The sequence below is a fragment of the Burkholderia sp. NFPP32 genome (genome assembly GCF_900119325.1).
Classification (GTDB): Bacteria; Pseudomonadota; Gammaproteobacteria; order Burkholderiales; family Burkholderiaceae; genus Burkholderia; species Burkholderia pyrrocinia_C.
In genome coordinates this window covers 430,919-455,868 of sequence record NZ_FPJP01000001.1, presented here as the reverse complement: position 1 = coordinate 455,868, position 24,950 = coordinate 430,919, and the positions used below count along the sequence as shown (strand labels likewise).

The 24,950-nt window shown below is 67.1% G+C and carries 24 protein-coding genes, 2 tRNA genes, 1 pseudogene and 1 riboswitch; of the genes and pseudogenes, 8 read left to right on the top strand and 19 right to left on the bottom strand.

Annotation, left to right across the window (positions count from 1 at the left end; all coding sequences use genetic code 11):
• Nucleotides 1-4 precede the first annotated feature (4 nt).
• Nucleotides 5-81, bottom strand: a tRNA-Arg gene (locus BT264_RS02080).
• A 131-nt stretch (nucleotides 82-212) separates the two neighbouring features.
• Between BT264_RS02080 and greB the strand changes: the two genes are divergently transcribed.
• Nucleotides 213-773 (top strand): transcription elongation factor GreB, encoded by a 561-nt coding sequence (gene greB, locus BT264_RS02075; RefSeq protein ID WP_072436094.1) that lies wholly within the window; start codon nucleotides 213-215, stop codon nucleotides 771-773.
• An 83-nt stretch (nucleotides 774-856) separates the two neighbouring features.
• Here greB and BT264_RS02070 read toward each other — a convergent pair whose 3' ends face one another.
• Both BT264_RS02070 and BT264_RS02065 read right to left on the bottom strand, forming a co-directional pair.
• The gene (locus BT264_RS02070) at nucleotides 857-1,999 is read right to left on the bottom strand and encodes a porin (RefSeq protein ID WP_072436093.1); all 1,143 of its coding nucleotides are present in this window, start codon (nucleotides 1,997-1,999) and stop codon (nucleotides 857-859) included.
• Between the two features lie 498 nt (nucleotides 2,000-2,497).
• Nucleotides 2,498-2,767: a hypothetical protein gene (locus tag BT264_RS02065; protein ID WP_072436092.1), complete on the bottom strand. Its 270-nt coding sequence runs from the start codon at nucleotides 2,765-2,767 to the stop codon at nucleotides 2,498-2,500.
• A 393-nt stretch (nucleotides 2,768-3,160) separates the two neighbouring features.
• Between BT264_RS02065 and BT264_RS02060 the strand changes: the two genes are divergently transcribed.
• Complete coding sequence (locus tag BT264_RS02060; protein WP_006476615.1) at nucleotides 3,161-3,364, top strand: cold-shock protein; 204 nt, start codon at nucleotides 3,161-3,163, stop codon at nucleotides 3,362-3,364.
• A 141-nt stretch (nucleotides 3,365-3,505) separates the two neighbouring features.
• Nucleotides 3,506-4,633, top strand: coding sequence for an exonuclease domain-containing protein (locus tag BT264_RS02055; RefSeq protein ID WP_072436091.1), 1,128 nt, complete (start codon nucleotides 3,506-3,508; stop codon nucleotides 4,631-4,633).
• 42 nt (nucleotides 4,634-4,675) lie between these two features.
• Here the strand turns inward: BT264_RS02055 and BT264_RS02050 are convergent, their stop codons facing one another.
• A complete protein-coding gene (locus tag BT264_RS02050) occupies nucleotides 4,676-5,269 on the bottom strand; it encodes a chorismate mutase (RefSeq protein WP_072436090.1) in 594 nt (197 codons plus the stop codon).
• Nucleotides 5,270-5,492: 223 nt separating this feature from the next.
• On the bottom strand, nucleotides 5,493-5,597 hold the full coding sequence (locus BT264_RS39055; protein ID WP_162484450.1) for a chorismate mutase: 105 nt from the start codon (nucleotides 5,595-5,597) through the stop codon (nucleotides 5,493-5,495).
• A 228-nt stretch (nucleotides 5,598-5,825) separates the two neighbouring features.
• On the opposite strand from BT264_RS39055, the gene BT264_RS02045 reads away from it, so the two are divergent.
• The 3 genes and pseudogenes from BT264_RS02045 to BT264_RS02035 all read left to right on the top strand — a co-directional run.
• A complete protein-coding gene (locus BT264_RS02045; protein ID WP_072436089.1) occupies nucleotides 5,826-6,215 on the top strand; it encodes a DUF2946 domain-containing protein in 390 nt (129 codons plus the stop codon).
• 126 nt (nucleotides 6,216-6,341) lie between these two features.
• Nucleotides 6,342-8,702: a TonB-dependent receptor gene (locus BT264_RS02040; protein ID WP_072436424.1), complete on the top strand. Its 2,361-nt coding sequence runs from the start codon at nucleotides 6,342-6,344 to the stop codon at nucleotides 8,700-8,702.
• A 32-nt stretch (nucleotides 8,703-8,734) separates the two neighbouring features.
• Nucleotides 8,735-8,869 (top strand): annotated as a pseudogene (locus tag BT264_RS02035) (TlpA family protein disulfide reductase); the annotation flags it as partial.
• 79 nt (nucleotides 8,870-8,948) lie between these two features.
• On the opposite strand, the gene BT264_RS02030 reads toward BT264_RS02035, so the two are convergent.
• From BT264_RS02030 to pepN, 6 genes are all read right to left on the bottom strand, one after another.
• Nucleotides 8,949-9,203 carry a GlsB/YeaQ/YmgE family stress response membrane protein gene (locus tag BT264_RS02030; RefSeq protein WP_034182994.1) on the bottom strand — a complete coding sequence of 85 codons (255 nt, stop codon included), beginning with the start codon at nucleotides 9,201-9,203 and terminating at the stop codon, nucleotides 8,949-8,951.
• Nucleotides 9,204-9,458: 255 nt separating this feature from the next.
• A complete protein-coding gene (locus tag BT264_RS02025) occupies nucleotides 9,459-9,680 on the bottom strand; it encodes a hypothetical protein (protein WP_072436088.1) in 222 nt (73 codons plus the stop codon).
• Between the two features lie 9 nt (nucleotides 9,681-9,689).
• Nucleotides 9,690-9,977 (bottom strand): hypothetical protein, encoded by a 288-nt coding sequence (locus tag BT264_RS02020; RefSeq protein WP_256260554.1) that lies wholly within the window; start codon nucleotides 9,975-9,977, stop codon nucleotides 9,690-9,692.
• Nucleotides 9,978-10,185: 208 nt separating this feature from the next.
• A tRNA-Thr gene (locus BT264_RS02015) sits at nucleotides 10,186-10,261 on the bottom strand.
• A gap of 209 nt (nucleotides 10,262-10,470) precedes the next feature.
• On the bottom strand, nucleotides 10,471-11,484 hold the full coding sequence (locus BT264_RS02010; protein ID WP_072436087.1) for a class 1 fructose-bisphosphatase: 1,014 nt from the start codon (nucleotides 11,482-11,484) through the stop codon (nucleotides 10,471-10,473).
• Nucleotides 11,485-11,763: 279 nt separating this feature from the next.
• Nucleotides 11,764-14,457 (bottom strand): aminopeptidase N, encoded by a 2,694-nt coding sequence (gene pepN, locus BT264_RS02005; protein WP_072436086.1) that lies wholly within the window; start codon nucleotides 14,455-14,457, stop codon nucleotides 11,764-11,766.
• A gap of 186 nt (nucleotides 14,458-14,643) precedes the next feature.
• On the opposite strand from pepN, the gene BT264_RS01995 reads away from it, so the two are divergent.
• Complete coding sequence (locus tag BT264_RS01995; protein ID WP_072436084.1) at nucleotides 14,644-15,345, top strand: DUF4136 domain-containing protein; 702 nt, start codon at nucleotides 14,644-14,646, stop codon at nucleotides 15,343-15,345.
• 52 nt (nucleotides 15,346-15,397) lie between these two features.
• Here the strand turns inward: BT264_RS01995 and BT264_RS01990 are convergent, their stop codons facing one another.
• The 8 genes from BT264_RS01990 to BT264_RS01955 all read right to left on the bottom strand — a co-directional run bounded on the left by BT264_RS01990 (nucleotide 15,398) and on the right by BT264_RS01955 (nucleotide 23,481).
• On the bottom strand, nucleotides 15,398-15,970 hold the full coding sequence (locus tag BT264_RS01990; RefSeq protein ID WP_021163944.1) for a TMEM165/GDT1 family protein: 573 nt from the start codon (nucleotides 15,968-15,970) through the stop codon (nucleotides 15,398-15,400).
• Nucleotides 15,971-16,048: 78 nt separating this feature from the next.
• Nucleotides 16,049-16,186: riboswitch (yybP-ykoY riboswitch) on the bottom strand.
• 151 nt (nucleotides 16,187-16,337) lie between these two features.
• Entirely contained in the window at nucleotides 16,338-17,657 is a 1,320-nt protein-coding gene (guaD, locus tag BT264_RS01985) for a guanine deaminase (protein ID WP_072436083.1), read from the bottom strand.
• Entirely contained in the window at nucleotides 17,654-18,064 is a 411-nt protein-coding gene (locus BT264_RS01980) for a hypothetical protein (RefSeq protein WP_072436082.1), read from the bottom strand. The genes guaD and BT264_RS01980 overlap by 4 nt, the downstream gene beginning before the upstream one ends.
• A gap of 27 nt (nucleotides 18,065-18,091) precedes the next feature.
• A complete protein-coding gene (locus BT264_RS01975; protein WP_072436081.1) occupies nucleotides 18,092-19,117 on the bottom strand; it encodes an adenosine deaminase in 1,026 nt (341 codons plus the stop codon).
• Between the two features lie 18 nt (nucleotides 19,118-19,135).
• Nucleotides 19,136-20,140 (bottom strand): xanthine dehydrogenase accessory protein XdhC, encoded by a 1,005-nt coding sequence (xdhC, locus tag BT264_RS01970; protein WP_072436080.1) that lies wholly within the window; start codon nucleotides 20,138-20,140, stop codon nucleotides 19,136-19,138.
• Nucleotides 20,141-20,765: 625 nt separating this feature from the next.
• The gene (locus BT264_RS01965; RefSeq protein WP_072436079.1) at nucleotides 20,766-21,278 is read right to left on the bottom strand and encodes a disulfide bond formation protein B; all 513 of its coding nucleotides are present in this window, start codon (nucleotides 21,276-21,278) and stop codon (nucleotides 20,766-20,768) included.
• A 138-nt stretch (nucleotides 21,279-21,416) separates the two neighbouring features.
• The gene (locus tag BT264_RS01960) at nucleotides 21,417-22,793 is read right to left on the bottom strand and encodes an amidase (protein WP_072436078.1); all 1,377 of its coding nucleotides are present in this window, start codon (nucleotides 22,791-22,793) and stop codon (nucleotides 21,417-21,419) included.
• 7 nt (nucleotides 22,794-22,800) lie between these two features.
• Nucleotides 22,801-23,481: a GntR family transcriptional regulator gene (locus tag BT264_RS01955; RefSeq protein WP_072436077.1), complete on the bottom strand. Its 681-nt coding sequence runs from the start codon at nucleotides 23,479-23,481 to the stop codon at nucleotides 22,801-22,803.
• Nucleotides 23,482-23,761: 280 nt separating this feature from the next.
• Here BT264_RS01955 and BT264_RS01945 point away from each other — a divergent pair, with 280 nt between their 5' ends.
• On the top strand, nucleotides 23,762-24,937 hold the full coding sequence (locus tag BT264_RS01945; RefSeq protein ID WP_072436075.1) for a gamma-glutamyl-gamma-aminobutyrate hydrolase family protein: 1,176 nt from the start codon (nucleotides 23,762-23,764) through the stop codon (nucleotides 24,935-24,937).
• The last annotated feature ends 13 nt before the right edge of the window (nucleotides 24,938-24,950 follow it).

The window sequence follows — 24,950 nt, the reverse complement described above, 5'->3', positions numbered from 1 at the left end:
AAGGTGGCGCGGCTGGCAGGATTCGAACCCACGACCCCTTGGTTCGTAGCCAAGTACTCTATCCAACTGAGCTACAGCCGCACGCAGAAGCGAAATTATAGCAGGGTTGTATAAAAAGGGAAGCCTTATTCGCGAATTACGCGGCGCGACCTTGGCGGGGCGCCCTTCGTGTACCCTTGGAGCATCAGTCATCCACGTGTTGAATCTGCATCATGAACAAGGCGTTTGTCAAAGAGTCGGACGGTGACGACGACGATCTCGACCAGGCTCAACCCGCGATCCCCGCGGGCGCGAAGAACTACATCACGCCGGCCGGCCACAAGCGGCTGCGGGATGAGTTGCTGAACCTGATCGACGTCGAGCGCCCCGAGGTCGTGCGGCTCGTGTCGTGGGCCGCGTCGAATGGCGACCGGTCGGAGAACGGCGACTACATCTATGGCAAGCGGCGGCTTCGCGAGATCGATCGCCGCATCCGCTTCCTGACGAAGCGGCTCGATCTCGCCGAAGTCGTCGACGCGAGCCGTCAGGAGAATGTCGACCAGGTGTTCTTCGGCGCAACGGTCGATTACGAGACGCCGGACGGCGAGGACCACACGGTCACGATCGTCGGGATCGACGAGGTCGATCTCGACCGCGGCTGCGTCAGCTGGATTTCGCCGGTCGCGCGTGCGCTGATCAAGGCGAAGATCGGCGATACCGTTACGCTGATGACGCCGGCCGGCCCGCAGCCGATCGACATACTCGACGTTCGCTATCCGGCACCGGGCGCCTGAGCGGCGGCCCACGTATTCCGGCAAAGAAAAAGCGCCCCGGCGGGGCGCTTCGTCATCCGGCGCGAAGTCGATGCGCCGGTCGCTCAGAAGCGATGGCGCAGGCCGGTCGTCACCGCGATCTGCTTGTTGGTCGACGATGCCGCACCCAGCCCGTTGATGTTGGCGCCGATCGGCAGGCCGTCCGCCAGTACCCGCTGGTATTCGCCCTGCAGGTAGACGTCGGTGCGCTTCGACAGCGCATAGTCGGCCTGCAGGTTGAACTGATGCCAGCTCGGCTTCTGGCCGTCGAGACGGCCGTCGGTGTACGTGTACGAGCCCGCGAGCGACAGCGCCGGCGTGAGCGCGTAGCGGCCGTTCAGTTCGTAGTTGTTGAAGCGGGTGCCGCCCGCCAGCGGAATGCCGCCCGACACGCCGGATTGGCCCGCGCTGATGCCGGCCGAATTGGTCAGGCGCGTCTGCGTGAACACGAAGCCCGCGGTCGCCGGCCCGAACGTGTAGTTGAGGCCCCCGCCCCAGGTGCGCTGGCGGCTGGCCGCGAAGGTCCAGTCGCCGGCGACCGCGCCCGGATCGGTTGCCGCGAGCGCCAGCGAATTGATGTTGTTGTTCAACTGCATGTACGCGGCCGCGACGTTGAAGCCCATGAAGCTGTACGACGCGCCGACGCTGTACGCGCGGTTGTTCGAGAAGCTGGACGAATTCGAGAAGCCGTACAACGCGCCGAACTTCAGCCCGTTGTAGTTCGCGCTCTGGTACTTGACCGAGTTGTTGATCCGGAACGAGTTGTTCAGGTTGTCGTTGTCGAACGGATGCGCGAACTGGGTGCCGCCGTACTGCGTGCCGGTCAGCGACAGCGGCCCGAGATAGTCGACGACGCTGTCGTACTGGCGGCCAAGGGTCAGCGAGCCGTAGCTGTCGTGCGCGAGGCCGACGAACGCTTGCCGGCCGAATTCGCGGCCGTTCTGCTTCAGCGTGCCGTTGTTGATGCCGAAGCCGTTTTCCAACGTGAAGATTGCTTTCAGGCCGCCGCCGAGATCCTCGGTGCCGCGCAGGCCCCAGCGGCTGCCGTTGATCGAGCCGCTCGTTTCCTGCCAGGCGCTGTGGCCGTGCTGGTTGTTCGTGTAGGTAATGCCGGCGTCGATCAGTCCGTATAGCGTGACGCTGCTTTGCGCATGGGCGACGGTCGCGAACGCGCCCGACAAAGCGGCGGCGATCAGGGTCTTTTTCATGGATTTGTCTCCAAACAGGATGATATCGATCGAACCTGCTGCGGGCATCGGCGGCGGCAAATCGTTGCGACGCCGAATTAGTGGGCATGGGAGCCCTTGTCGGAAATCCACTTGCAGTGTACGGAGCGGGCCGGGTGCGAAGGAAAACTGCTTTAAGCAATACAGTATTCTGGAATGCGCAAAAATGGATGGGCGCGCTGGAACCCATGTCCATCAAGGTTTTGCGGCAGCGCAGCGAACGGGGGAGGCAATCAGGAGTGCGTAGTGGGCGTTGCGCGATCGCGACAGACGCTCAACGAAGGACCTCGGAGGCGTTAGCGCGATTATTGACGCTTCGGCAATAGAGGTTTGTGTGGAGCATGGCTAATGAAAGGTTGTTCTCTCGCTATACTGCGATCTCTGCTTTCCGAAGCAGACTTTTTCGTTGACGGAAAAGATCTCCAAACCTTTGTCGGCGCGACTTCCCAGTCGCGCTTTTTTTTGCCCGCTTTCCGTGTGCTATTGCGCGTACGAGCGTCGCTTCTTGCGCTTGCCCGTCGGCGCAGCTTCCTCGGTTTCGGTGTGCGGCGGCGTATAGGTCCAGTCTTCCATCACGTAGTGACGTGCGTCCAGCGGCGATGCGAGCAGGTTCTGCCAGTGATCGCCATGCCACGTCGTATCGAACTCGGTGTCGCACGGCGCTTCGCGAGCAGACTCGGCCAGGGCGCGGGACTTGCGACGTACGCGTCCGAGCCGGCTCGCGAAGCGCTTGATTCCGTCCAGCCACATGACCTTCTCCTTCCTTTCGGCGTTACATCAGCATCGCAACGTCCCCGGATTTCCGCAACCCGGAAAAAACCCGAGGATTTTACCGAGTCGATTTGTCCCCGGTAGGATTTTCATGGCCGAGATTATTGATGATCCGATCCCGGTAATATTGACAGGTTTGTGATGCGAATCAATTAATAAAAGGCGATGGTGTACCGATTCCAACGGCATTAGCGCTTTTTTGATAAAGAGGTCGTCAAAAATTTTCTTGACGCACCCGGATTGTCCAATTTATAAAGTCAGCACTCCGTCCTCGGGCGGCGTGCTGGTGCGGGTGCTGGCGCAATGTTTCGGGATTTCGGGAAACGGCTATAAAAATAGCTTTTTTGATCTAAACGAGTGGGGAACGAAGACATGGATACCGGTATCGTGAAATGGTTTAACGATGCTAAAGGCTTTGGCTTTATTACGTCGGACAATGGCGGTGAAGATTTGTTTGCGCACTTTTCCGAAATCCGGATGGACGGCTTCAAGACGCTGAAGGAAAACCAGCGTGTTTCATTCGACGTGAAAGTCGGGCCGAAAGGCAAGCAGGCAGCGAATATCCAGGCGGTCTGACGCGCCACGCATTGCCGATCACGTCCGGCCCCCGCATGGCGGGGGCTTTTTGTTTTCCGGGGACCGATCGTTCCGGTCCGTGCTGGCGGCAAACACGCGTGCCGGTGCATACTCACGGAAGCATCGTTTCCGTGTCTTTTCATGTCCGATTCCTGCCTGTCCGATCCCGCCAGCGAACAACCGCTCGTTTTCGTCGACCTTGAAACCACCGGCGGCTCGTCCGCCGAGCACCGCATCACCGAAATCGGCGTGGTCGAAATCGGCCCGTTCGGCGTGTCGACGTGGACGACGCTCGTCAATCCGGGCCAGTCGATTCCGCCGTTCATCCAGCAACTGACGGGCATTTCGGACGCGATGGTGCGCGACGCGCCGTCGTTCGCGTCGCTCGCGCCGGCGCTGTTCGAGCGACTCGACGGCAAGCTGTTCGTTGCGCACAACGCGAGTTTCGATCGCGGTTTCCTGCGCGCCGAATTCGAGCGTGCCGGCTTCGCGTTCAATCCCGATGTGCTGTGTACGGTGCGGCTGTCACGCGCGCTGTTCCCGCGCGAATCGCGGCACGGGCTCGATGCGTTGATCGAACGGCATGGTCTCGTTCCGGCTGCGCGCCACCGGGCGCTCGCGGATGCCGATCTGCTCTGGCAGTTCTGGCGTCAACTGCACGACATCGTGCCGCTCGAGCGGCTGCGCGACCAGATCGCGCGTACGACGCGCCACTTCCGTCTGGCCGGCGATCTGACCGAAGCCTGGCTCGACACCGCGCCGGCCGGGTGCGGCGCATATGCGTTGTTCGGGGAGGGCGACGCAGCGCTGTATGTCGGTCGCAGCGTGCGCGTGCGGCAGCGGCTGCGTGCGCTGCTGACGGGCGAGCGGCGCTCTTCGAAGGAAATGCGGCTCGCGCAGCAGGTGCGGCGTGTCGAATGGCACGAGACCGGTAATGAACTGGGCGCGATGCTGGCCGAAGCGCAATGGATCGCCCGGCTGCGTCCGTCGTACAACCGGCGTCCGGCGGCCGATACGGCCCGTGCGGGCGGTGCGCCTTGGCCGTTCGAGGGCGCCGTTGTGTTCGAGGCGAACGGCGAGCGCCGCCTGTTTCATGTGATCGACGGCTGGCGTTACCTCGGTTCGGCCGAATCGCTCGATGCGGCCGCGCGGCTCGTGGCCGACGCGGCGGACGGCACGTTCGAACCCTTTACTCATCGCCTGCTGCAGACGCATCTCGCGCGTGGGCTTCAACTGATTCCGCTTGCTGCGCTGACGCCCGCGGGTTGAGCCCAGCGGTGCAATCCACGCCTGCGGTGCCTGCCTGCCGCGTCAGCCGATCGCGCTTGCGCCGCCGGCCGAACAGACATGCGACAGCGCAGTGTCGAGCGCCCGCGTCTGCGTCGAGTCGTAGCGTGTGAGCGTCTTCCAGTTCGCGATGCTGCGAGCAAGTCGCGCCTGGCAATCGGGCGCATCGCGCAGCGGCGCGACTTGCGCGAGACCCGCGAGCATTTTCTGCGTCAGCCGGTCGAGCGCCGGGCGCGTGCTGGTCGCGAGATCGGGCGGTGTGCCCTCGGGCGGCCGCGTCGCGCGCCAGGTCGCGAACAGTGCGTTCTGTACGTCCTTGCTCGCGGCGATCTGATCCTCGAAGAACGTCCGTGCGAACGCAGGATCGACGCCGGCCTGTGCCGCGCGCTTCTCGACCGACGTGAGCAGTGCCGCTTCGCGTGGCTGGTCCTCGATCGCCTTGTGATTCGCCCATTTCCATCGCGCGACCGGTTCGGCGAGCGCGAGGCGCTGTGATGCGAGCGCGACGACGTTGGTGAGGGCGGTGTCATCGCCGTCTGCGCTGGCGATGCGTGGCGACGAAAAGAGGGCGACGCCGAGCGCGGCGACAGCGACGCTGGCACGAATGGCTTGCTTCATCGGAATGATCGGGAGAGCCGGGTGGGCCGGACGTGGAAAACCAGAAGAATAGACGAAGACAGTCGCGCGGCGTAGCGACGCGACAGAAGAATCAGCAGGCGAACTGATCCGGCACCGTCAGGCTGTTGCGGCCCGGGTGCGACGCGAATTGCGCGCGATGCGCAGCGATGAACCGCACGATAGCGATGATCGACACGTAGCGGTTACAGAACCGAACAGGCGGTCACTTCGGCGAGTACAGCTTGTGCTGCTCGTCGAAGAATGCCCGGACGTGCTCGGGCAATTCGGCGAGGAATTCCACGCCGACGGGTTCCGGATCCGGGCTCATCACTTGCTCGGGCGGTGGCATGCGAGTTGGTCTTTCGTCCATGGTTGTTTCTCCAGCAGGTTCAATGATTATCAACCTCGTGCTTGGATTTGTGCCAGAGGCGAATCGTTAGATTTTGTCTCTGTTGTATTAACGGCACATGCGTTGCGATGCCGACTATTGCGTCCTGAGCGATCGGCAACGATCGGGCCGCTTGTTATACTTGCGCGCACTTTTTCCTGGACCGCGATGAAACGAACGACGCGATGGATCGGCCTTGTATGGCTGGCGCTGGTACTGAACGTACTGTCGCCTGTCATCGGCTATGCGCGTCTTGCGTCGAGCGGCTCCGGCGAGCTCACGCTCGAATTGTGCAGTGCAGCGGGCGCCCGCCAGGTCGTGCTCGCGCAGTCGGGCGACGACCGCGACACATCGTCGTTCGATCATGCCGGCGTGCCGCACTGCGTGTACTGCCCGGGCTTCGCGGCGAACGTCGCACTCGGCGCGAGCCTGCCCGCAATGCCGGGCTTCGTACGGACGTTCGCCTACCGCGCGGCCGCCCCGGCCGTTCCCGATTTCCCCCGCAAGGGCATTCGTCTCGCGCAGCCGCGTGCCCCGCCTGAAAACGCCCCGATCTGATTGATGTCGTTCGCGCGCCCGGTGGCGCGCGTGCCGCCCGCGGCCGGGCCCGCGCGCCGCGCCGTTCGTGCGCGGCGCGTCCGCTCGTGTCCGGCGGCGTCCGATCACGTTTTCAGGAATTCACTCATGTCGTCTACCTTCGCCGCGCGGTCGTCGCGCGGCCGGCTCGCACTCGCGTGCGCGGCCGCTTTCGCGTGGCCAGCCGCCCACGCGGCCTCACCGGATGATGCACGCAACGATCCGGCCCGCAGCGGTATCGATCGATCCGTCGGAGCCGCGCCGGCCTCTGCTGTCGCAGCCGCGTCGGCTGCCACGGCCGGCGATACGCTGACCGCCGTCAGCGTGACCGCGCAGCGGCAACCCGTCGATCCGGACACGCCGGCCGTCGTCGAGTCGATCACGCGTGAGCAGATCGATACGCATACCAACGTTACCACCGAGGACGCGCTGAAATACGCACCGAACCTGATGGTTCGCAAGCGCTATATCGGTGACCGCAACAGCGTGTTCGCGGGCCGCGACTTCAACGAACTGCAGAGCGCGCGTGGGCTCGTCTACGCCGACGGCGTGCTGTTGTCGAACCTGCTTGGCTCGAGCTATGCGTATCCGCCGCGCTGGTCGCTGATTCCGCCTGACGACATCGCGCGCGTCGACGTGCTTTATGGCCCTTTTTCCGCGCTGTATCCCGGTAACTCGATCGGCTCGACCGTGCTGCTCGCGACGCGCCGCCCGGAAAAACTCGAGGCGTCGCTGTCGACGCAGTTCTTTACGCAGCGCTACCACGACGGCTACGGGTTCGCGGACAGCTTCGGCGGCAATCACCAGACCGCGCGGGTCGCGAACCGCGTCGGCCGGTTCTGGTTCGCACTGTCGCTCGACCGGCTGGAGAACGACGGGCAGCCGATGCAGTACGCGAGCCCCAATCCGGCCTACAACCCGAAGCTGGGCGCTGCCGTACCCGTGACCGGCGCCGCGACCGACATCGGGCCCAACGGCAAGCCGCGGACGATCGTCGGCGCGCAGACGATCGAGCGGACCGAGCAGCTCAACGAGACGGTCCGGATGGGCTACGCGTTCACCGACCATGTCGACGCGACGCTCACGCTCGGGCATTGGGAGAACCATTACCGGCAGCACGGCGAATCCTTCCTGCGCGATGCGGCCGGCAATCGGGTGTCCGGCGGCAACGTGTCGATCGGCGGCCGGAACATGACCATCGCGCCGAATGCGTTCGCGCCGCAGCGCGGCGACCAGGAGAACTGGCTGTATGCGCTCGGCCTGAACGGCCGGCTCGATTCCGGCTGGCGGCTGTCGGGCGTCGTGTCCGCGTACGACGTGTCGCGCGACGTGCTGCGCGCGGCGTCGACCGTGCAGGGCGGCGCGGGCACGCTGTTCCAGGGCGACGGCACGGGCTGGCGCACGCTCGACCTGAAGGCCGAGGCGCCGGAAGTGAAGGGCCACACGTTCACGTTCGGCTATCACTACGACAATTACTTCCTGCGCAACGTCACGTACAACACGGCCGATTGGCTGGCCGGGCCGACCACGTCGCTGTCGAGCGTCTATCGCGGCGATACGCGCACGCAGGCGCTGTTCGGGCAGGATGCGTGGCGCTTCGCGCCGGGCTGGCTCGCGACGCTTGGGCTGCGCTACGAGCGCTGGGATGCATACGGCGGCGCGCTCGGCAACGCAGCCGGCACGCTCGGCTATGCGGACCGCGGCGCGAACGCGCTGTCGCCGAAAGTCGCGCTGCAATGGGACGCGACGGAGGTCTGGCGCTTCCGGCTGTCGTTCGCGACCGGCACGCGATTCCCGACGGTCGGCGAGCTGTTCCAGGGCACGATCTCGAACAACGCGATCGTCAACAACAACCCGAGCCTGCGGCCGGAAAAGGCGATCGACTGGGATTTCACGGCCGAACGCGACGTGGGCGTCGGCGTCGTGCGCGCCAGCGTGTTCCAGAGCGACCTGCGCGATTCGATCTACAGCCAGACCACCGTGTCGGGCGCGTCGACCGTCACCAACATCTCGAACGTCGACCGCGTGCGCGTGCGCGGCGTCGAACTCGCGTTCGGCGGCGAGAATGTCGGGTTGAAGGGGCTCGCGATCGACGCGAACGTATCGGCGAGCAACGCGCAGATCCTTGCCGATGCCGCGAATCCCGCGTATGTCGGCTCGCGTTTTCCGCGTATTCCGCGCATGCGCGCGAACCTGCTCGCGTCGTATCGCTTCGACGAGCACTGGCTCGCGAGCGTCGGCGTGCGCTATTCGGGCCGCCAGTTCAACACGCTCGACAACAGCGACGTGAATCCGGACGTCTACGGCGGCACGAGCTCGTTCACGGTCGTCGACCTGAAGGCGCGCTACCGCTTCGACCGTCACTGGACCGCGTCGGTCGGCATCGACAACCTGACGGACCGCCGCTACTACGTGTTCCATCCGTATCCGGGCCGCACTTTCTATGGAGAACTGAAATGGTCGCTGTGAAATCGTTCGCGGCCGGTGGTGCGCTGTGGTTCGCGGTGCTCGATGCGGGATGGAGAGGGGAAATGCCGCGCACCGTGTGGATCGGGCGCGATGGCGTACGCGAAGCGCGCTGCGGATTGCTGACGGCCGACGTGCTCGGCGGCTGGTCGCGGCGCGTGAGGCGCTGAACGCGCCGGCGGCGCGCGGTGAACGGGCCGCGCGCCGGCCTGATGCGAAAACGCGCCCGAAGGCGCGTGGAGAGAAGCGTCAGGCCGCTCGCTTGAATAGCCGGATCACGAACAGCAGGATCACCGCGCCGATGACCGCGACGATCACCGAGCCGATGAAGCCGCTGCCGATGCTGATGCCGAGGAGCCCGGCGAGCCAGCCGCCGATCACCGCGCCGACGATCCCGACGATGATGTCGACGATCAGCCCGAAGCCGCCGCCCTTGACGAGCACGCCGGCAAGCCAGCCGGCGATCGCGCCGATGATGAGCCACATAATCAAGCCATGAGTCATGGTGGTCCCTCTCCTTGAGTTGAGTCGAAATGACCGGACTTCGGCTGTCGCGCCGCAAGCTGGGTGAAGGCGGCGTTGCGACCCGCCGCGCCGCCCCCGCAATGTAACGCGATAGGCGGGTCAGGATCGTTAAGTAATGTTATGCACCCTCAAGCGGATTTTCCAGGGAATTCGTCTGCCTACGGCGCGGCTCGTGCGCGGACGATGCATGGCGCAATGAATCCGTAAGAATCGGTCGTCGATAAAGTCCGTCAGTCAGGAACCGCGCCTTTCGTGCGTCGATGCTTGCATGCCCGCATCGGGCAGTCCGTCGCCTGCGACGGCGATCAGTCGCGCGACGGTCGCTGTGTCGCCGATCGCCTCGATCGACAGCAGTGCGAAACGGGCGAGAAAGAGCGATGCGCCGGCTTCGCCGATACGGGTCATCGTGCGGAACATGTCGGTATAGGGCGTGTCGCGTTCGGCGTCGGTCATCATGCGGCAATCCTAAGGATTGGTCGATGCATGCGGACGGAGCGCGCGTTCGAGCGCGGCGGCCACGTCGTCGGAGCGAGCGTCTTGCCAGCGGCCGAGTACATGTTCGTCAGTGCGCCCCAGGTTGACGGTGCCGTCGCGCGCATCGTACATGTCGAACAGCCGGCCGTCGTCGTCACGGCCGACACCGGCCGGTTGCCGCGGCATCGCGTGTCGTGCGAGCGTGCCGAATGCGAACGGCATCCGCGCATCGTGCAGGCGTCGTTCGAGATCGGCCAGCGCCTGGATCGGACACCCCATCGAGCGTGAAGCAAAACGCGGTGAAGCGGCGCGACGAGATCGGTCAGGTGACCGTGCCGAGTGTGGTTGCCGTGTTGCGGGGAGAGGGCGGAGTGGTCCGGCGACTGCAATCGCCGGAGCGTGGCGCGGAGAGAAGGCGGGCCGCGCGATTTCGGCGCCGGAAAAGAGAAAAGGTCTGACAAGCGATGCTTGTCAGACCTTTATGTCTTGGTGCCGGAGATAGGAGTCGAACCTACGACCTTCGCATTACGAATGCGCTGCTCTACCAACTGAGCTACACCGGCAGCAGAGAAATGAAATTATATGGTCAAATCCGAGATCTTGGCAATAGGTTTTGCGAACTTTTTTCAGCTTGCTACTGCTGCTGCTTCGCGAAACCATCGATCCGGCGGACTTCCCGCTTTCACTTCACTGCAATGCGGCCGGTCAGGGCCACATCGCGAGGCGCGATTGTACTTGCGTCGCGCATCTCCGTCCAGTGCTGCAGTGCAAATTATTCAGCTTCGTCGTGATAGCCGGTGACGCGTTCGACTTCGTTCTTCGAACCGAGGAACACGGGCACGCGCTGGTGCAGGCCCGTCGGCTGCACTTCCATGATGCGCTGCGTGCCGGTCGTCGCGGCGCCGCCCGCCTGTTCGACGATGAACGACATCGGATTCGCTTCGTACATCAGGCGCAGCTTGCCCGGGCGATCGGGCGTGCGCTTGTCGGCCGGGTACATGAAGATGCCGCCGCGGTTCAGGATCCGATGCACGTCGGCGACCATCGATGCGATCCAGCGCATGTTGAAGTTGTCGCCGCGCGGGCCGTCCTTGCCGGCGTTCAGCTCGTCGACATAGCGCTTGACCGGGTCGTACCAGTGGCGCGCGTTCGATGCGTTGATCGCGTATTCGCGCGTGTCGGCCGGGATCTGCATGTTGCTCTGCGTGAGCACCCACGAGCCGACTTCGCGATCGAGCGTGAAGCAGTTCACGCCGTTGCCGGTCGTCAGCACGAACACCGTTTGCGGGCCGTAGACGGCGTAGCCGGCCGCGACCTGCTGCGTGCCGGGCTGCAGGAACGATTCCTCGGTTGCCAGCTTGCCGTCCGGGCAGCGCAACACCGAGAAGATCGTGCCGATCGACACGTTCACGTCGATGTTCGACGAGCCGTCGAGCGGATCGAACACGAGCAGGTATTCGCCGCGCGGATAGTTCGCGGGGATCGGGAAGAACGTTTCCATTTCTTCCGACGCCATCGCGGCGAGGTTGCCGCCCCATTCGTTCGCGTCGAGCAGGATCTCGTTCGACAGGATGTCGAGCTTCTTCTGCACTTCGCCCTGGACATTCTCGCTGCCGGCGGTACCGAGTGCTTCGCCGAGCGCGCCCTTCGACACGTTGTAGCTGATCGCCTTGCACGCGCGGGCGACGACTTCGATCAGCAGGCGCAGGTCGGCGGGGAGGTTGTTGGTCTCACGTTGCTGTTCGATCAGGAACTTCGACAGCGTGGTGCGGCGGGCAATGGACATGACAGACTCCGAAAGGCCAAAGAATCCTTGAATTGCCGCAATTTTACCCGTCGCGCCTCGCGTGCCGCCGGCTTTTTTCGTCCGGTTACAAGGCCGGGCGGCCGGATCGGCCCGGTTTCCGGCGACGGCGACGGGCGGAGCGCACATCGCCGCGGCGGCAAACCGCGCGGTCAGACCCCGCGATTCCGCTCGGTTCCAGCCGCACTCGCGCAATGAAAAAGCCGGCGCCGCGTTACGCGGCACCGGCTTTATCGCGCGGGCGCGATGCGGTCACTTGCGTCAGGCGAGCGCCTTCTCGACGATCTCGCGCACGTCGCGCGATTTCGCGCCGGCGGCAACCTGCTCGAGCGCTGAGCGCATCCGGTCGCGCAGCGCGGGCGTGAAGCGACGCCACAGTTCGAGCGAGCGCGCGAGGCGCGCCGCGACCTGCGGGTTGATCGCGTCGAGCGCGAGCACCTGTTCGGCCCAGAACGCGTAACCCGAGCCATCCGCCGCATGGAACTGAGCGGGGTTGGCCGCGCAGAAGCTGAAAATCAGCGAGCGCGCGCGGTTCGGATTCTTCAGGTTGAACGCGGGGTGCGCGAGCAGCTTGCGAACCTTCGCGAGCGTCGGCTGCGCGGGCGTGCCGCGTTGCGCAGCCTGCATCGCGAACCACTTGTCGATCACGAGAGCCTCCTTCTCGAAGCGACGGTAGAAGTCGTCGAGCGCATGCTCGGCCGGCTCGTTCGCCCCTGCGGCGGCTGCGGACAGCAGCGCGCCGAGCGCAGCCGCGCGATCGGTCATGTTGTTCGCCGCGTCGTACTGGGCCGTGGCGAGGCGCACGGCATCGGCCGGATCGTCGAGCTCGGCGAGATACGCGAGCGCGAGGTTCTTCAGCGCGCGGCGGCCCGAGGCTTCCGGCGTCGGCTCGTAGGCGCCGGGCGTCTGGTGCTGCTCGTACGCGGCAAGCCAGTCGGCGCGCAGCGCGGTCGCGAGCTGGCGGCGCACGAACAGGCGCGCGCGATGCACGGCAGCCGGATCGGCCTCTGCCATCTGATCGGCGAGATAGGTTTCCGACGGCAGCGTCAGCGCGAGTTCGCGGAACGCCGGCGACAAGCTTTCATCGGTCAGCACGCGGCGGAACGCGGCGACAAAGTTCTCGCCGAGCGTGAGCGGCTCGTTCGCGGCAGCGCGCGACGCGAGCGTCAGCAGCGCGCGCGTCGCGAGGCGCTGGCCGGCCTCCCAGCGGTTGAACGGGTCGCTGTCGTGTGCGAGCAGGAAGGCGAGATCGTCGTCGCTGTAGTCGTATTCGACGATCACCGGCGACGAGAAGTTGCGCAGCAGCGACGGCAGCGGCGCTTCCGGCACGTCGACGAACGTGAAGGTCTGCTCGGTTTCAGTGAAATCGAGCACGCGCGTCGTGCCCGATGCGGCGGCTTCGCCGTCGAGGCGCAGCGGCAGGTCGTGCCCGTCGCGGCCGATCAGGCCGATCGCGAACGGAATCAGGAGCGGCCCCTGCTGCGTTTCGCGCGCGGCCGGCGACGCGTCGCCGTAGCCCTGCGCGAGCGTGACCGTATAGCGGCGCGCGGCTGCATCGTACGCGGTGCGCACCGACACGCGCGGCGTGCCGGCCTGGCTGTACCAGCGCTCGAACTGCGCGAGGTCGCGCCCGTTCGCATCGGCCATCGCGTGACGGAAGTCGTCGCAGGTCACCGCATGGCCGTCGTGGCGCTTGAAGTACAGGTCCATCCCCTTGCGGAAGCCGTCGCGGCCGAACAGCGTCTGGTACATCCGCACGACTTCCGAGCCTTTCTCGTAGACGGTCATCGTGTAGAAGTTGTTGATCTCGACGTAGCTCTCCGGGCGCACCGGGTGCGCCATCGGGCCCGCGTCCTCGGCGAACTGCAGCTGGCGCAGCACGCGCACGTCCTCGATGCGCTTGACCGCGCGAGCCGCCGATTCGACGTCGTCGCCCGCGGCCATGTCGGCCGAGAATTCCTGGTCGCGGAATACCGTCAGGCCTTCCTTCAGGCTCAGCTGGAACCAGTCGCGGCAGGTCACGCGGTTGCCCGTCCAGTTGTGGAAGTACTCGTGGCCGACCACCGATTCGATATTCGCGAAGTCGGTGTCGGTCGCGGTCTCGGGGTTCGCCAGCACGTACTTCGTGTTGAAGATGTTGAGCCCCTTGTTTTCCATCGCGCCCATGTTGAAGTCGCCCACCGCGACGATCATGAAGCGGTCGAGATCGAGTTCGAGGCCGAAGCGCTTTTCGTCCCAGCGGATCGAGTGGATCAGCGAATCCATCGCGTGACGCGTCTTGTCGAGATCGGCCGGCTCGACCCATACCTGCAGCAGTTTCTCCTTGCCCGAGCCGGTCGTGATCTTTTCCTCGATCGCGACGAGCTTGCCCGCGACGAGCGCGAACAGGTAGCTGGGCTTGCGGAACGGGTCTTCCCATTTCGCGAAGTGGCGGCCGTCGGGCAGGTCGCCCGAATCGACGAGGTTGCCGTTCGACAGCAGCACCGGGTACGCGGCCTTGTCGGCGCGCAGCGTGACCGTGTACGAGGCCATCACGTCGGGGCGGTCGAGGAAGTAGGTGATGCGGCGAAAGCCCTCGGCTTCGCATTGCGTGAAGAAGTTGCCGCTCGACACATACAGGCCCGACAACGTCGTATTCTGGTCGGGCGCGCATGCGCTTTCGAGCGTCAGCTCGAATGCGTCGGGGACGTTCTCGACCGTCAGCCCGTGCTCGTGCGCGCGCACGGCGCCAAACGGCGCACCATCCAGCCGTGCGTCGAGGAATTCGAGCGCCTCGCCCATCAACTCCAGGTGCGGCGCGGGCGCGGCGTCCGGATTGCGGCGCACGCGCATCGTATTCCTGACGATCGTGCGAGCCGGCGCGAGATCGAATTCGAGCGCGACGGAATCGATGAGGAAGGCCGGCGGCGTGTAGTCGGCGCGGCGGATCACGGTGGAGGAGGCGTTGTCGGACATGGTCGTCGAGATCGGTGGAGTGGGGGACGGGCCCGCGGCACGGGCCGGGCGAACCGGGCCATTGTACAAAGGCTTGCGGCTGCGTGCCGCGCGAACTTTTTACCGGTTCCGGCAGTCCGCGTATTATCGGCATCCCGTCCGGTTCGCGCGGTGCGACGAACGGGTGACGGATCGACGAGGATCAACATGAAACGCGATTGGATTTTTCGCGGTGCGGGCTGGGCGGCGGCGCTGTGCGTGGCGCTGCTGACGGGCTGCACCAGCTACGTGACGACCCAGGTCACGGCCTTCTCCGACTGGAGCGGCAGCGACGCGACACGCACCTATGCGTTTACGCGCACCGAGGCGCAGAAGAACAGCATCGAGCAATCGACCTACGAGCCGATCGTCGCGAGCGAGCTGTCCGCGTATGCGTTCCGGCAGGTGCCGCAGGCGCAGGCGCGGTATCTCGTCGGGCTGACCTATGCGGTCGGCAGCGATCTCGTGACGGTGCCGCAACCCGTTTACTACGATCCCTGGTTCGTCGGGCCGGGGCCGTACTGGCGGCGCGGGCCGTGGGGCCCGTGGGGGCCCTGGGGGCCGATGCCGGCCGGCTACGTCGCGCAGACGTACCAGGTGTTCGACTACACGCTCGGCATCCGCATCACCGAGCGCGCGACGGGCAAGGAGGTCTACAACGTGTCCGCGCGCACGACCGGCGACAACGGCACGCTGCTGTACGCGATGCCGTTCCTTGCGCGCAGCGCGCTCGCCGATTTCCCGCTGTCGAACGGCGCGGTCCGCTCGGTCCGGCTGCCGGTCGACAAGCGCGGCGGCCCGGCGGCGCCGGCCGCCAACGAGCGTGCGGTGCCGGCTGCGCCGGCTTCGGGCGCGGCGGTCGCGAAGTAACGCAGCGTCAGCAACGGCGCGGCCGCCCGGCCGCGCCGGCCACCTCCGTCCGTCAGACCCCGACGCCCAGCAGCGCCAGCGCGCCGAGCACGACGAACAGCACGGCCGCGATCCCGTGCACGAGCTTCGTCGGCAGACGGTGCGCGAAGCGGTCGCCGAGCAGGATCGCCGGCACGTTCGCGAGCATCATCCCGAACGTCGTGCCGGCCACGACGCCGATGTAGTCCTGGAAACGCGCGGCCAGCGCGACGGTCGCGATCTGCGTCTTGTCGCCCATTTCCGCGAGGAAGAACGCGACGAGGGTCGCGCCGAACACGCCGAGCCGCGAACGGTTGGCATTGGCTTCGTCGGCATCGAGCTTGTCCGGCACGAGGATCCACAACCCCATCGCGATGAACGAGAACGCGAGCGCCCAGCGCATGATCGACGGCGTGACGAGCGCGCCGAGCCATTCGCCGAGCGCGCCGGCGAAACCGTGGTTCACGAGCGTCGCGACGAGCACGCCGAGGATGATCGGCACCGGCTTGCGATAGCGCGCGGCCAGCACGAGGGACAGCAGTTGGGTCTTGTCGCCGATTTCAGCGAGAGCGACGGCGCCGGTGGAAATCAGGAAGGCTTGGGACACGTATGGGGTTCCGCGGGCCGATGTTGTGCGTGCGAGCGACGATCCACGGCGCGCCGGGCCCTGATGCGGCGCACTGTGAACCATCGGTCTCGCCAGGCCTAGGTGGCTGCGTCCGCCATGGCCGAACGGCCAAGTCTGTTGACGGACGCCTCCGTCACGATGCGCGCCGGGGGCGCGAGGCATCGAGCGGAGCGGCTACTCCCCAATGAGCGGCGAATTCTAGCACGGTGTGTCGCGCGTGGGAACGCGGCCGGGCAGGGCTGCGAGGCGCGCCGGGACACGATCGGCGCGTGGCGCCTTCGGCTACCCGGCATGCGCGGCGGTGGATGCGTCGCCGCGCATGCCGGGACGGAAGCTCGGCGGGCAGTTACGCTGCGGCCGCGCGGCGGGCCGCGCCGCGTTCGTGGACGAGCTTGCCCGCCGCATAGGTGCGGTACACCGCGCGGTCGTCGCCGAGCAGCGCCAATGCGAACAGCAACTCCTCGAGCGAATCCGCGCGCTTCGTGCGGCGCGCGAGCAGCGGCGTGGCCTGCGGATCGAGCACGACGAAGTCGGCCTCGGTGCGCGGCGCGAGCGTGCCGACCGTGTCGTCGAGAGCGAGTGCCTGCGCGGCGCCGGCCGTCGCGAGCCAGAACATCCGCGTCGCGCTCAGGTGGTGGCCCGACAGCCGCGCGACCTTGTGCGCTTCGTTCATCGTTTGCAGCATCGAGAACGACGTGCCGCCGCCGACGTCGGTGGCGAGCGTGACGGGCACGTCGTATTCGCCGGCCTTGTCGAAATCGAACAGCCCGCTGCCGAGGAAGAAGTTCGACGTCGGGCAGTGCGCGACGACGGTGCGCGTCTCGGCCATCCGGCGGCGGTCCTCGTCGTCGAGGTGGATGCAGTGGCCGTACACCGCGCGCGGCCGCAGCAGCCCGTAGCGATCGTAGATGTCGAGATAGCTGCGATGGCCGGGGAACAGCTCGGCCACCCATTTCACCTCGTCGACGTTTTCCGCGACGTGGCTTTGCACGAACACGTCCGGATGGCGGCGCGCGAGTTCGCCGCACGCTTCGAGCTGCGCCTCGGTCGACGTCGGCGCGAAGCGCGGCGTGAGCGCGTACATCTGGCGGCCCTTGCCGTGCCAGCGGCCGATCAGCTCGGCGCTGTCGTCGTAACCCGATTGCGCGGTGTCGCGCAGGAATTCGGGGCAGTTGCGGTCCATCAGCACCTTGCCCGCGATCATCCGCAGGTCGCGCGCGTCGCTCGCCGCGAACAGTGCGTCGGCCGACTGCTTGTGCACCGTGCAGTAGACGAGCGCGCTCGTCGTGCCGCAGGCGAGCAGTTCGTCGACGAAGAAGTCGGCGACTTCGCGCGCATGCCCGGGATCGCCGAACTGGCGCTCGGTCGGGAACGTGTACTTGTCGAGCCACGGCAGCAGGCCCGGCGCCGGCGACGCGATCATGTCCGTCTGCGGATAGTGGATGTGCGTGTCGATGAAGCCGGGCACGATCAGCTTGTCGCGCAGGTCATGGACGATCGCGTCGCGCGCGAGCGTCGCGGCGAGCTGTGCATACGGACCGGCCGCGACAACCTTGCCGTCGTCGACGATCAGGAGGCCGTCGGTCTCGTAGTTCGCGGCCTGGCTCGATTTAGCCGGGTCGCCGTTGAAGGTCAGCAGTTGGGAACGAAAAGCGGTTTGCGTCATGACGAATGGTCCTGCATCAAGGTAAGGCGAACAGAAGAAAGCGATCGACGCCGCGCGGGCGGCGGCTTGGACGGCACCGCCCGCGCGGCTGCCGGGCGCCGCTTCGCGAGTCGCCGCGACACACTGCGTGCGGCGCGTCCGGATGCGATTGCGCAGGCGTTCGTGGCGGCCGCGGCCGCCAGCGCGTGATTGCCCGCGAATCTCGCAGCGTTGGCGATCGCGACCGATGCGGCGGCGAACGGGACGGCAAGCCGCGACCGCACGCGCCGGCGGGCGGCGACGGACTGCGTCGCCGCCACGCGGGCAGCGAACGCGTTGAACGCGCTCGCGCCGGGTGCATGCAAGCGTTCGGCTCGACGCAGGGCCGGACCGGGAGTCGCGAAGCGGATGCCGTTACCGTGTTTCATCTGTCCAGCGCACCTCGATGCGGGCCGTCACGCGGCCTGCCAGTACGCGTCGAGGCGCGCGATCAGTGCATCGCGCTGCGCCGGGTCGATGAACGACGCCTCGAAGCCGTTGCGGATCACCGCATGGACTTCGGCATCGGTGAGGCGCAGCCCTTCGGCCGTCGCGAAGTAGTTTTCGTTGACGTAGCCGCCGAAATAGGCCGGATCGTCGGAGTTGATCGTCACCGCGACGCCGCGGTCGAGCAGCGCCTTCAGCGTGTGCTTCGCCATGTCGTCGAACACGCACAGCTTCAGGTTCGACAGCGGGCAGACGGTGAGCGCCGTGCGCGTGCGCGCGAGGCGTTCGACGAGCGCCGCGTCCTCGATGCTGCGCACGCCGTGGTCGATCCGGTCGACCTTCAGCACGTCGAGCGCTTCGTAGATGTACGCCGGCGGGCCTTCCTCGCCCGCGTGCGCGACGAGCTTCAGCCCGAGCGCGCGCGCCTTGTCGAACACGCGCGCGAACTTCGTCGGCGGATGGCCGAGCTCGGACGAGTCGAGACCCACGCCGATCAGGCGATGGCGATAGCGCTCGAACAGCGGCAATGCGGATTCGAACGTCGCGAGCGCGTCCTCTTCGGACAGGTGGCGCAGGAAGCACAGAATCAGCTTGCTCGACAGCCCGCGCTGCTCGGCATCGGCGAGTGCGCGCTCGATGCCCGCGACGACCGTCTCGATCGGCACGCCGCGTTCGGTGTGCGTCTGCGGGTCGAAGAACAGTTCCGTGTGAACGACGTTGTCGGCGAGCGCGCGTTCGCAATACGCGGCCGTCATGTCGTGGAAATCCTGCTCGGTCAGCAGCACGCTTGCGCCTGCGTAATAGATGTCGAGGAACGACTGCAGGTCGGTGAACGCGTACGCGGCGCGCAGCGCGTCGATCGAGTCGTACGCGAGCTTCACGCCGTTGCGCTGCGCGAGCGCGAAAATCAGTTCGGGCTCGAGCGAGCCTTCGATATGGATGTGCAGCTCCGCTTTCGGCGCACGGGCAATCTTGTCCTTGAATGTCGGGGTCATGGCGTCGTTCTTGGTCGGTCAGTAGGTAGGGGAAGCCTGCACGTTCGTGTTCGCCTCGACGGCCTGCAGCAACTGCGCGGCCACCGAGATCGCGATCACTTCGGGTGCCTTGTCGATGATGCCTTCGACACCGATCGGGCAGCGCATCCGCGCGACCTGGGCCGGGTCGATGCCGATGGCCGCGAGGCGATGATCGAACTGCACGCGTTTCGCGTGCGAGCCGGTCATCCCGAAGTACGCATAGTCGCCGCGTCGCAGGATGCGCTCGGCCAGCACGAAATCGAGTGCGTGGTCGTGCGTCATCACGACGAAGTAGGACTGCGGCGGTGCCGTGTCGACGGCGTCCGCCGGGGCAGCGGCCGCCTCGATCGCGAGATTGCCGATGCCGGCGAGCACGTCGGCCGGCGGGAACACCGCATCGGGCCCGTCGATCCAGCGCACGTGGCACGGCAGCGTCGCCAGCACCTTCACGAGCGCGGTGCCGATGTGCCCGGCGCCGAACAGCACGACGGGGAACGCATACGGCGCGATCGTTTCGGTCATCAGCGCCACGCCGCCGGTTTCCCACAGCAGGCAGTCGGCACGCGCGGCTTCCGATTCGGGCTCGCTCAGCAGCGGCGCGCCCGGCGAGGGGCCGAATGATACGCTACGCACGGTCGCGGCGCCGGCCGCGACGCGCTTCGCGAGCGACATGATCCAGCCGAGATCGCCGACGTCGAGCCGCTCGAACGCGAGCACGACCGCGCCGCCGCAGCATTGGCCGAGGCTCGGGCCGAGCGCGAGCCGCTCGAGCCTGCGCGCATGCGGCACGTGCGCGCCATCCTTCAGCAGATGCCGCGCGATCTCGATTGCCTTCCATTCCAGATGACCGCCGCCGATCGTATGGCGGGCCGTGTCGCGCGTGACGAGCATCTTGGTGCCGGCTTCGCGCGGCGCGGAGCCGTCGGTGTGCGCGACCGTGACGAGCACGGCCGCTTCGCCGTGCGCGAGCAGTTGCTGCAGATCGCCGAGCCAGGCTTCCATCAGCACGCTCCGTTCGGGACGACGCAGCACGACACGCGGCGCGGGCTGGCGGGCGCGGCGGCAACGAGGACGGACGGGAGCGGGGCAGGCCGGCCGCACGGCCGATGCAGTGCGGCGGCGCGCTGAACGCGCGTGCGGGCGGTGCCGCCGGACACGCGTACACCATGAGGGTGACGGATGCGGATGGTTTGCGTTGTCATGATGAATCCAGTCGACATTGCGGATCGGGCGCGCGTTACGCAGGGGGCGGTGAGACCGCCTGGCCTCGCGCACGTAGATCGCCATCCAGTCAGGAAGATAGCACCGCAAGGCGACGGGAACATTGCCGGGCGGTGATCCGGGCTATCAGGAGGCGATCATGTCGATCATAGGCCCGCCGCGCGGTATCGGGGCGCCGGTGCGTGCACATCGGGCCGAAACGCAGGCGTGACGGGGCGCGGATGCGGCAGTCGCGCGACGCGCGTTCGCCCGGAAATCCGGGCAGTGGCGGGGTAGGGGTTTACGTGTGGCTGGCCGGATGCGGCTTGCGAAGGCGTCCGGCACGGCCGGGCGACGACGGACCGGCGGCTGCGCGGCCCGACTGAGCGGGCCGCGCGCGCAGGGCGCCGCTGAAGCGGCCGGCCGGTCAGGCCGCGAGCTTGCGGCGATGACGCCAGAGGCTTGCGACGACCGCAATCAGGATCGCGGCGAAGCCGATCAGCGCCCAGCCGGGCAGCAGGATGCCGAGGATCGGCGGGTAGACGGTCTCGCACAGCCCGGCGACCTTGAACATGCCGGGGAACCATTGCGCGGGCGGCAGGCTGTCGACGATCGGCTGCAGCGTGTCGAAGCCGCAGCTGAAGCCCGGATTCATCTGGATCGACAGGTGCCGAGCGGCGGTGCCGACGCCGCCGGCCGCGGCGATCGCGATCAGCAGCTCGAGCACCCAGATGCCGCGCCAGTTGCGGATCCCGGCGGCCAGGAACGCGAAGATCCCGATCGCGGCGAAGAAGTAGCGCTGGATGATGCACAGCGGGCACGGATCTTCGTTCTTCACGTACTGCAGGTACAGCGCACCGGCCAGCAGGGCGATGCACACCCATCCGAGCAGCATCAGCAGGCGGCGTTCGCGGCGTAGCGCAAGCGTGTAGTCGTTCATGTCGGCGGGGTTCCTCGTGGGTCGGTCCGGAAAACAATCGCGCGATTTTAGCGCGAACGGTCTGGCACGAAACTGACAAAGCGCGTGCGGCACCCTGCCGCACCGCGCGCATCGCCCGCCGTCGATCGGCTGGCGCGGTCAGCGGATCGTGTTCAGCACGGCTTCGACCGCCTGGCCGATCGCGAGCAGCGCGTCGTCGCGATGCGGCGCTGCCGCGAGCATCAGGCCGACCGGCGCCGCGTCGCGCGGATGGCACGGCAGCGATAGCGCGCACGCGTCGAGGAAGTTGAACGCGCTCGGGTTGCGCAGGATCAGCGCATTGGTGCGCGTGAACGCGGCGTCGTCCGCTTCGAGTTCCGCGATGCGCGGCGGCACGACCGGCACCGTCGGCGCGACGAGTGCATCGAAGCGCGACCAGACCGTGTGCGCGGCTTCGTCGAGCATCGCGGCGCGCGCGGCGAGCAGGTCGAGATAGTCGGCCGCGCTCGCGGGTTCGCCCTTCAGGATCCGCGTCAGCACGCGCGGGTCGTACTGGTCGCGGTGCCGCGCGAGCAGCGGGCGATGCCATGCGTACGCCTCGATCGGCGAGAAGCCGAAGCGGTTGATGTCGGGCAGCCGGTCGAGCGCGGAGAAGCGCACTTCCGTGACGATCGCGCCGGCGGCTTCGAGATGCTTGAGCGCGGCGTCGAGCGCGGCCGCGACATCGGCATCGACGCCGTCCGTCACGTAGTTCGTCAGCACGCCGAGCCGCACGCCTTCGAGCGGCCGTGCGGCCGGCACGTGCGGTTCGAGGCCCGCGAGCATCCGGTCGACGAGCGCGCAGCAGGCGACCGTCAGGCCGATCGGGCCGAACGAGTCGAGCGTCGTCGACAGCGGCACGCCGCCTTGCGTCGGGATCCGGCTCGCGGTCGGCTTGAAGCCCGTCAGCCCGCACAGGGCGGCCGGAATGCGGATCGAGCCGCCCGTGTCGGTGCCGAGCGCGACGGCGGCCATCCCGTCGGCGACGGACGCGGCCGCACCCGACGACGAGCCGCCGGAAATCCGGGCGTCGCCCGGCACGTCGCGGCGGTACGGCGAGCGCGGATTGCCGAAGTGCGGATTCAGCCCGAGCCCGGAGAACGCGAACTCGCTCATGTTGGTGCGGCCGACCAGCACCGCGCCCGCGCGCTTGAGCCGCGCGACGGCTACCGCATCGGTGCGCGCGGCCGGCGCACCGTCGAGCACGCGCGAGCCCGCGCGCGTCACCTGGCCCGCGACGTCGAACAGGTCCTTCACCGACACGGGAATGCCCGCGAGCGGCGACAGGACGGTGCCCGCGGCGCGCAGCCGGTCGTGCGCGTCGGCGGCAGCGCGCGCGTTGTCGGCATCGACTTCGGTGAAGACGACGGCGCCCTGGCCCGCCGGATCGGCGATCCGGTCGAGCGCGGCGTCGACGAGCGCGCGGCTCGTGGTCCGGCCGGCGGCGAGGTCGGCGGCGAGCTGGGCGAGCGGGGGGAAGGGCGTGAACGTGGTCATGGGCGGCTCAGGGGCGAAGATGTTGAAGAAGCGCGGAGCGGAACGAATCGATATGGCGTTCGACGGCCGCGCGCGCGCCGGCGGCGTCGCGCGCGGACAGCCGTTCGAACAGTTCGCGATGCTCGTGCTGGACGTCGGCGAGATGGTGAGGTTCGGACAGCGTGACGAACCAGAAGCGCAGCGAGCGCTCGTGCAGCGCGCGCAGGATTTCGGCGAGGACCGCATTGCGCGCGGCCGCGGCGATCGCCTGATGAAACGCGCGGTCGAGCTCCATCATGCCTTCGACGTCGTGCGTGTCGACGCAGGCCTGCCCGTCGTCGAGCTGTGCGGCCATGCGCGCGAGATCGTCGGGCGTCGCATGGCGCGCGGCGAGTTCGGCGCAGTGCGCTTCGTTGATACGCCGCACGTCGATTACCGCGACGATGTCGTCGAGCGACAGCGGTTGCACCATCAGCCCCTTGCGCGGCATCACGGACAGCAGCCCTTCGAGCACGAGCCGGTGCACGGCCTGGTGCACGGGCGTGCGGCCGATCCCCGTGCGCGCGACCAGATCGGCCTCGTTGAGCGCGGCGCCGGGCTTCAGGCGCATCGTGATGATGTCGCGCTGGATCAGCGCGTAGGCGCGGTCGGCGAGACTGATCGCCGACGCGGCGGGCCGGTCGCGGATGACGTCGGTCAGGGCATTCATGCGGGTTGCGGCGCGGCGGCCGGACGGGGCGCGATCATGGCGCGGGCGATCGGGAAGCATGGGCAATCCGTGGATATTATTGTGATATATCACTGGTGTCCAGTGCACGCGGCGACGCGGTGGCGTCGCCGGCACGCGAATGCGGGCGCGCCCCGGCACGGCCTGCCACCGACTTGCAACAATGTCGACAGGATGTTGCAGGTTTACCGCGCGATCGTGCACTGAAGCATAATGAATCCTCGTTTATCCATACGCGCGAGCGACGTACCAGACCATCGTCATGAGCGAAAACACGCTTTCCCCGGCCGGTCTGCCCGGCACCTCTTCCGCTTCTTCCGATTCTCCCCGTCCCGATCCGGCGAAAACGCCCGATGCGCCGGCAGCGCCGGCCGCCGCGCAAAACGTCGCCGTGGACGGCGCGTCGCCCGTCACGGCCGCATCCGAGCCGGGGGCGGCGGGCGCCGCGGGCGATGGCGCCGCCGCGCCGCCGAAGCCCGGCTCGCCGCCGCCCGGGTTCGGCGCGCCGCCCGATTTCGATACGCCGCGGCCGCCGCCCGCGAGCGCGCAGAATGCGCCGCCGGCCTACCTGAAGCAGAGCGACACGCCGTGGTCGGTGTTCGGCCGGATCATCGCAGCGCGCGCGCGCCGGCTGTTCGACCGCGCCGGCCAGCGCATCACGCAGCGCACGCTGCGCATCGGCGTGTCGGCGCGGATCTTCCATCCGGAACCGGGCGCGAAGGGGCTGCGGGGCAAGACGCTGCAGTATCTCGAGGAATCGATCGCACACTGGGTGATGTCGCGCGACGTGCTCGTGTTCATGATTCCGACCGTCGGCCACCAGGGCATGATTCACCCGAGCAATATCCGCCTGCGCGACTACGCGAAGCATCTCGACGGCCTGCTGCTGCAAGGCGGTGCCGACGTGTCGCCGCAAACCTACGCGGCGTCGGACGCCCGCCCCGAATGGCCGGGCGACCGCGTGCGCGACATGTACGAACTCGAGCTGCTGCACGAGTTCGTCGAATCCGGCAAACCCGTGCTCGGCGTCTGTCGCGGCTGCCAGTTGATCAACGTCGCGTTCGGCGGCTCGCTGTACCAGGACATCGCCACCGATGTGCCGACCGCGAATGCGCACGTGAGCGAGCATTACGACCAGCATCGCCACGCCATCCGCTTCCCCGACTCGTCGACGCTCGCAAGCATGTTCCCCGGGCGCAGCGAAGCGATCGTCAACTCGATCCACCACCAGGCGATCCGCGATCTCGGCCGCGATCTGAACATCGAGGCGGTGTCGGCCGGCGACGGGATCATCGAGGGCATTCGCCATCGGCGTTCGCCGTTCGTCGTCGGCGTGCAATGGCACCCCGAGTTCCATCGCGCGGGCGGCTCGGAGCTGCTCGACTGCACGCCGCTGCTCGATGCGTTCCTGCGCGCGGCGCGCGAAACCCGTCTGTAGCAAGCCGCATTCT

Bases quoted from the DNA above. Each gene is read 5' to 3' on its own strand.
- BT264_RS01960 (WP_072436078.1), bottom strand. From the start codon at position 22,793: ATGACCACGTTCACGCCCTTCCCCCCGCTCGCCCAGCTCGCCGCCGAC.
- BT264_RS01975 (WP_072436081.1), bottom strand. From the start codon at position 19,117: ATGACCCCGACATTCAAGGACAAGATTGCCCGTGCGCCGAAAGCGGAG.
- BT264_RS02060 (WP_006476615.1), top strand. From the start codon at position 3,161: ATGGATACCGGTATCGTGAAATGGTTTAACGATGCTAAAGGCTTTGGC.
- BT264_RS39055 (WP_162484450.1), bottom strand. From the start codon at position 5,597: ATGAGCCCGGATCCGGAACCCGTCGGCGTGGAATTCCTCGCCGAATTG.
- BT264_RS02055 (WP_072436091.1), top strand. From the start codon at position 3,506: ATGTCCGATTCCTGCCTGTCCGATCCCGCCAGCGAACAACCGCTCGTT.
- BT264_RS02025 (WP_072436088.1), bottom strand. From the start codon at position 9,680: ATGATGACCGACGCCGAACGCGACACGCCCTATACCGACATGTTCCGC.
- BT264_RS02030 (WP_034182994.1), bottom strand. From the start codon at position 9,203: ATGACTCATGGCTTGATTATGTGGCTCATCATCGGCGCGATCGCCGGC.
- guaD (WP_072436083.1), bottom strand. From the start codon at position 17,657: ATGACGCAAACCGCTTTTCGTTCCCAACTGCTGACCTTCAACGGCGAC.
- xdhC (WP_072436080.1), bottom strand. From the start codon at position 20,140: ATGGAAGCCTGGCTCGGCGATCTGCAGCAACTGCTCGCGCACGGCGAA.
- BT264_RS02040 (WP_072436424.1), top strand. From the start codon at position 6,342: ATGTCGTCTACCTTCGCCGCGCGGTCGTCGCGCGGCCGGCTCGCACTC.
- greB (WP_072436094.1), top strand. From the start codon at position 213: ATGAACAAGGCGTTTGTCAAAGAGTCGGACGGTGACGACGACGATCTC.
- BT264_RS02020 (WP_256260554.1), bottom strand. From the start codon at position 9,977: ATGGGGTGTCCGATCCAGGCGCTGGCCGATCTCGAACGACGCCTGCAC.
- pepN (WP_072436086.1), bottom strand. From the start codon at position 14,457: ATGTCCGACAACGCCTCCTCCACCGTGATCCGCCGCGCCGACTACACG.
- BT264_RS01980 (WP_072436082.1), bottom strand. From the start codon at position 18,064: ATGAAACACGGTAACGGCATCCGCTTCGCGACTCCCGGTCCGGCCCTG.
- BT264_RS02045 (WP_072436089.1), top strand. From the start codon at position 5,826: ATGAAACGAACGACGCGATGGATCGGCCTTGTATGGCTGGCGCTGGTA.
- BT264_RS02065 (WP_072436092.1), bottom strand. From the start codon at position 2,767: ATGTGGCTGGACGGAATCAAGCGCTTCGCGAGCCGGCTCGGACGCGTA.
- BT264_RS01945 (WP_072436075.1), top strand. From the start codon at position 23,762: ATGAGCGAAAACACGCTTTCCCCGGCCGGTCTGCCCGGCACCTCTTCC.
- BT264_RS02070 (WP_072436093.1), bottom strand. From the start codon at position 1,999: ATGAAAAAGACCCTGATCGCCGCCGCTTTGTCGGGCGCGTTCGCGACC.
- BT264_RS02010 (WP_072436087.1), bottom strand. From the start codon at position 11,484: ATGTCCATTGCCCGCCGCACCACGCTGTCGAAGTTCCTGATCGAACAG.
- BT264_RS02050 (WP_072436090.1), bottom strand. From the start codon at position 5,269: ATGAAGCAAGCCATTCGTGCCAGCGTCGCTGTCGCCGCGCTCGGCGTC.
- BT264_RS01965 (WP_072436079.1), bottom strand. From the start codon at position 21,278: ATGAACGACTACACGCTTGCGCTACGCCGCGAACGCCGCCTGCTGATG.
- BT264_RS01995 (WP_072436084.1), top strand. From the start codon at position 14,644: ATGAAACGCGATTGGATTTTTCGCGGTGCGGGCTGGGCGGCGGCGCTG.
- BT264_RS01955 (WP_072436077.1), bottom strand. From the start codon at position 23,481: ATGAATGCCCTGACCGACGTCATCCGCGACCGGCCCGCCGCGTCGGCG.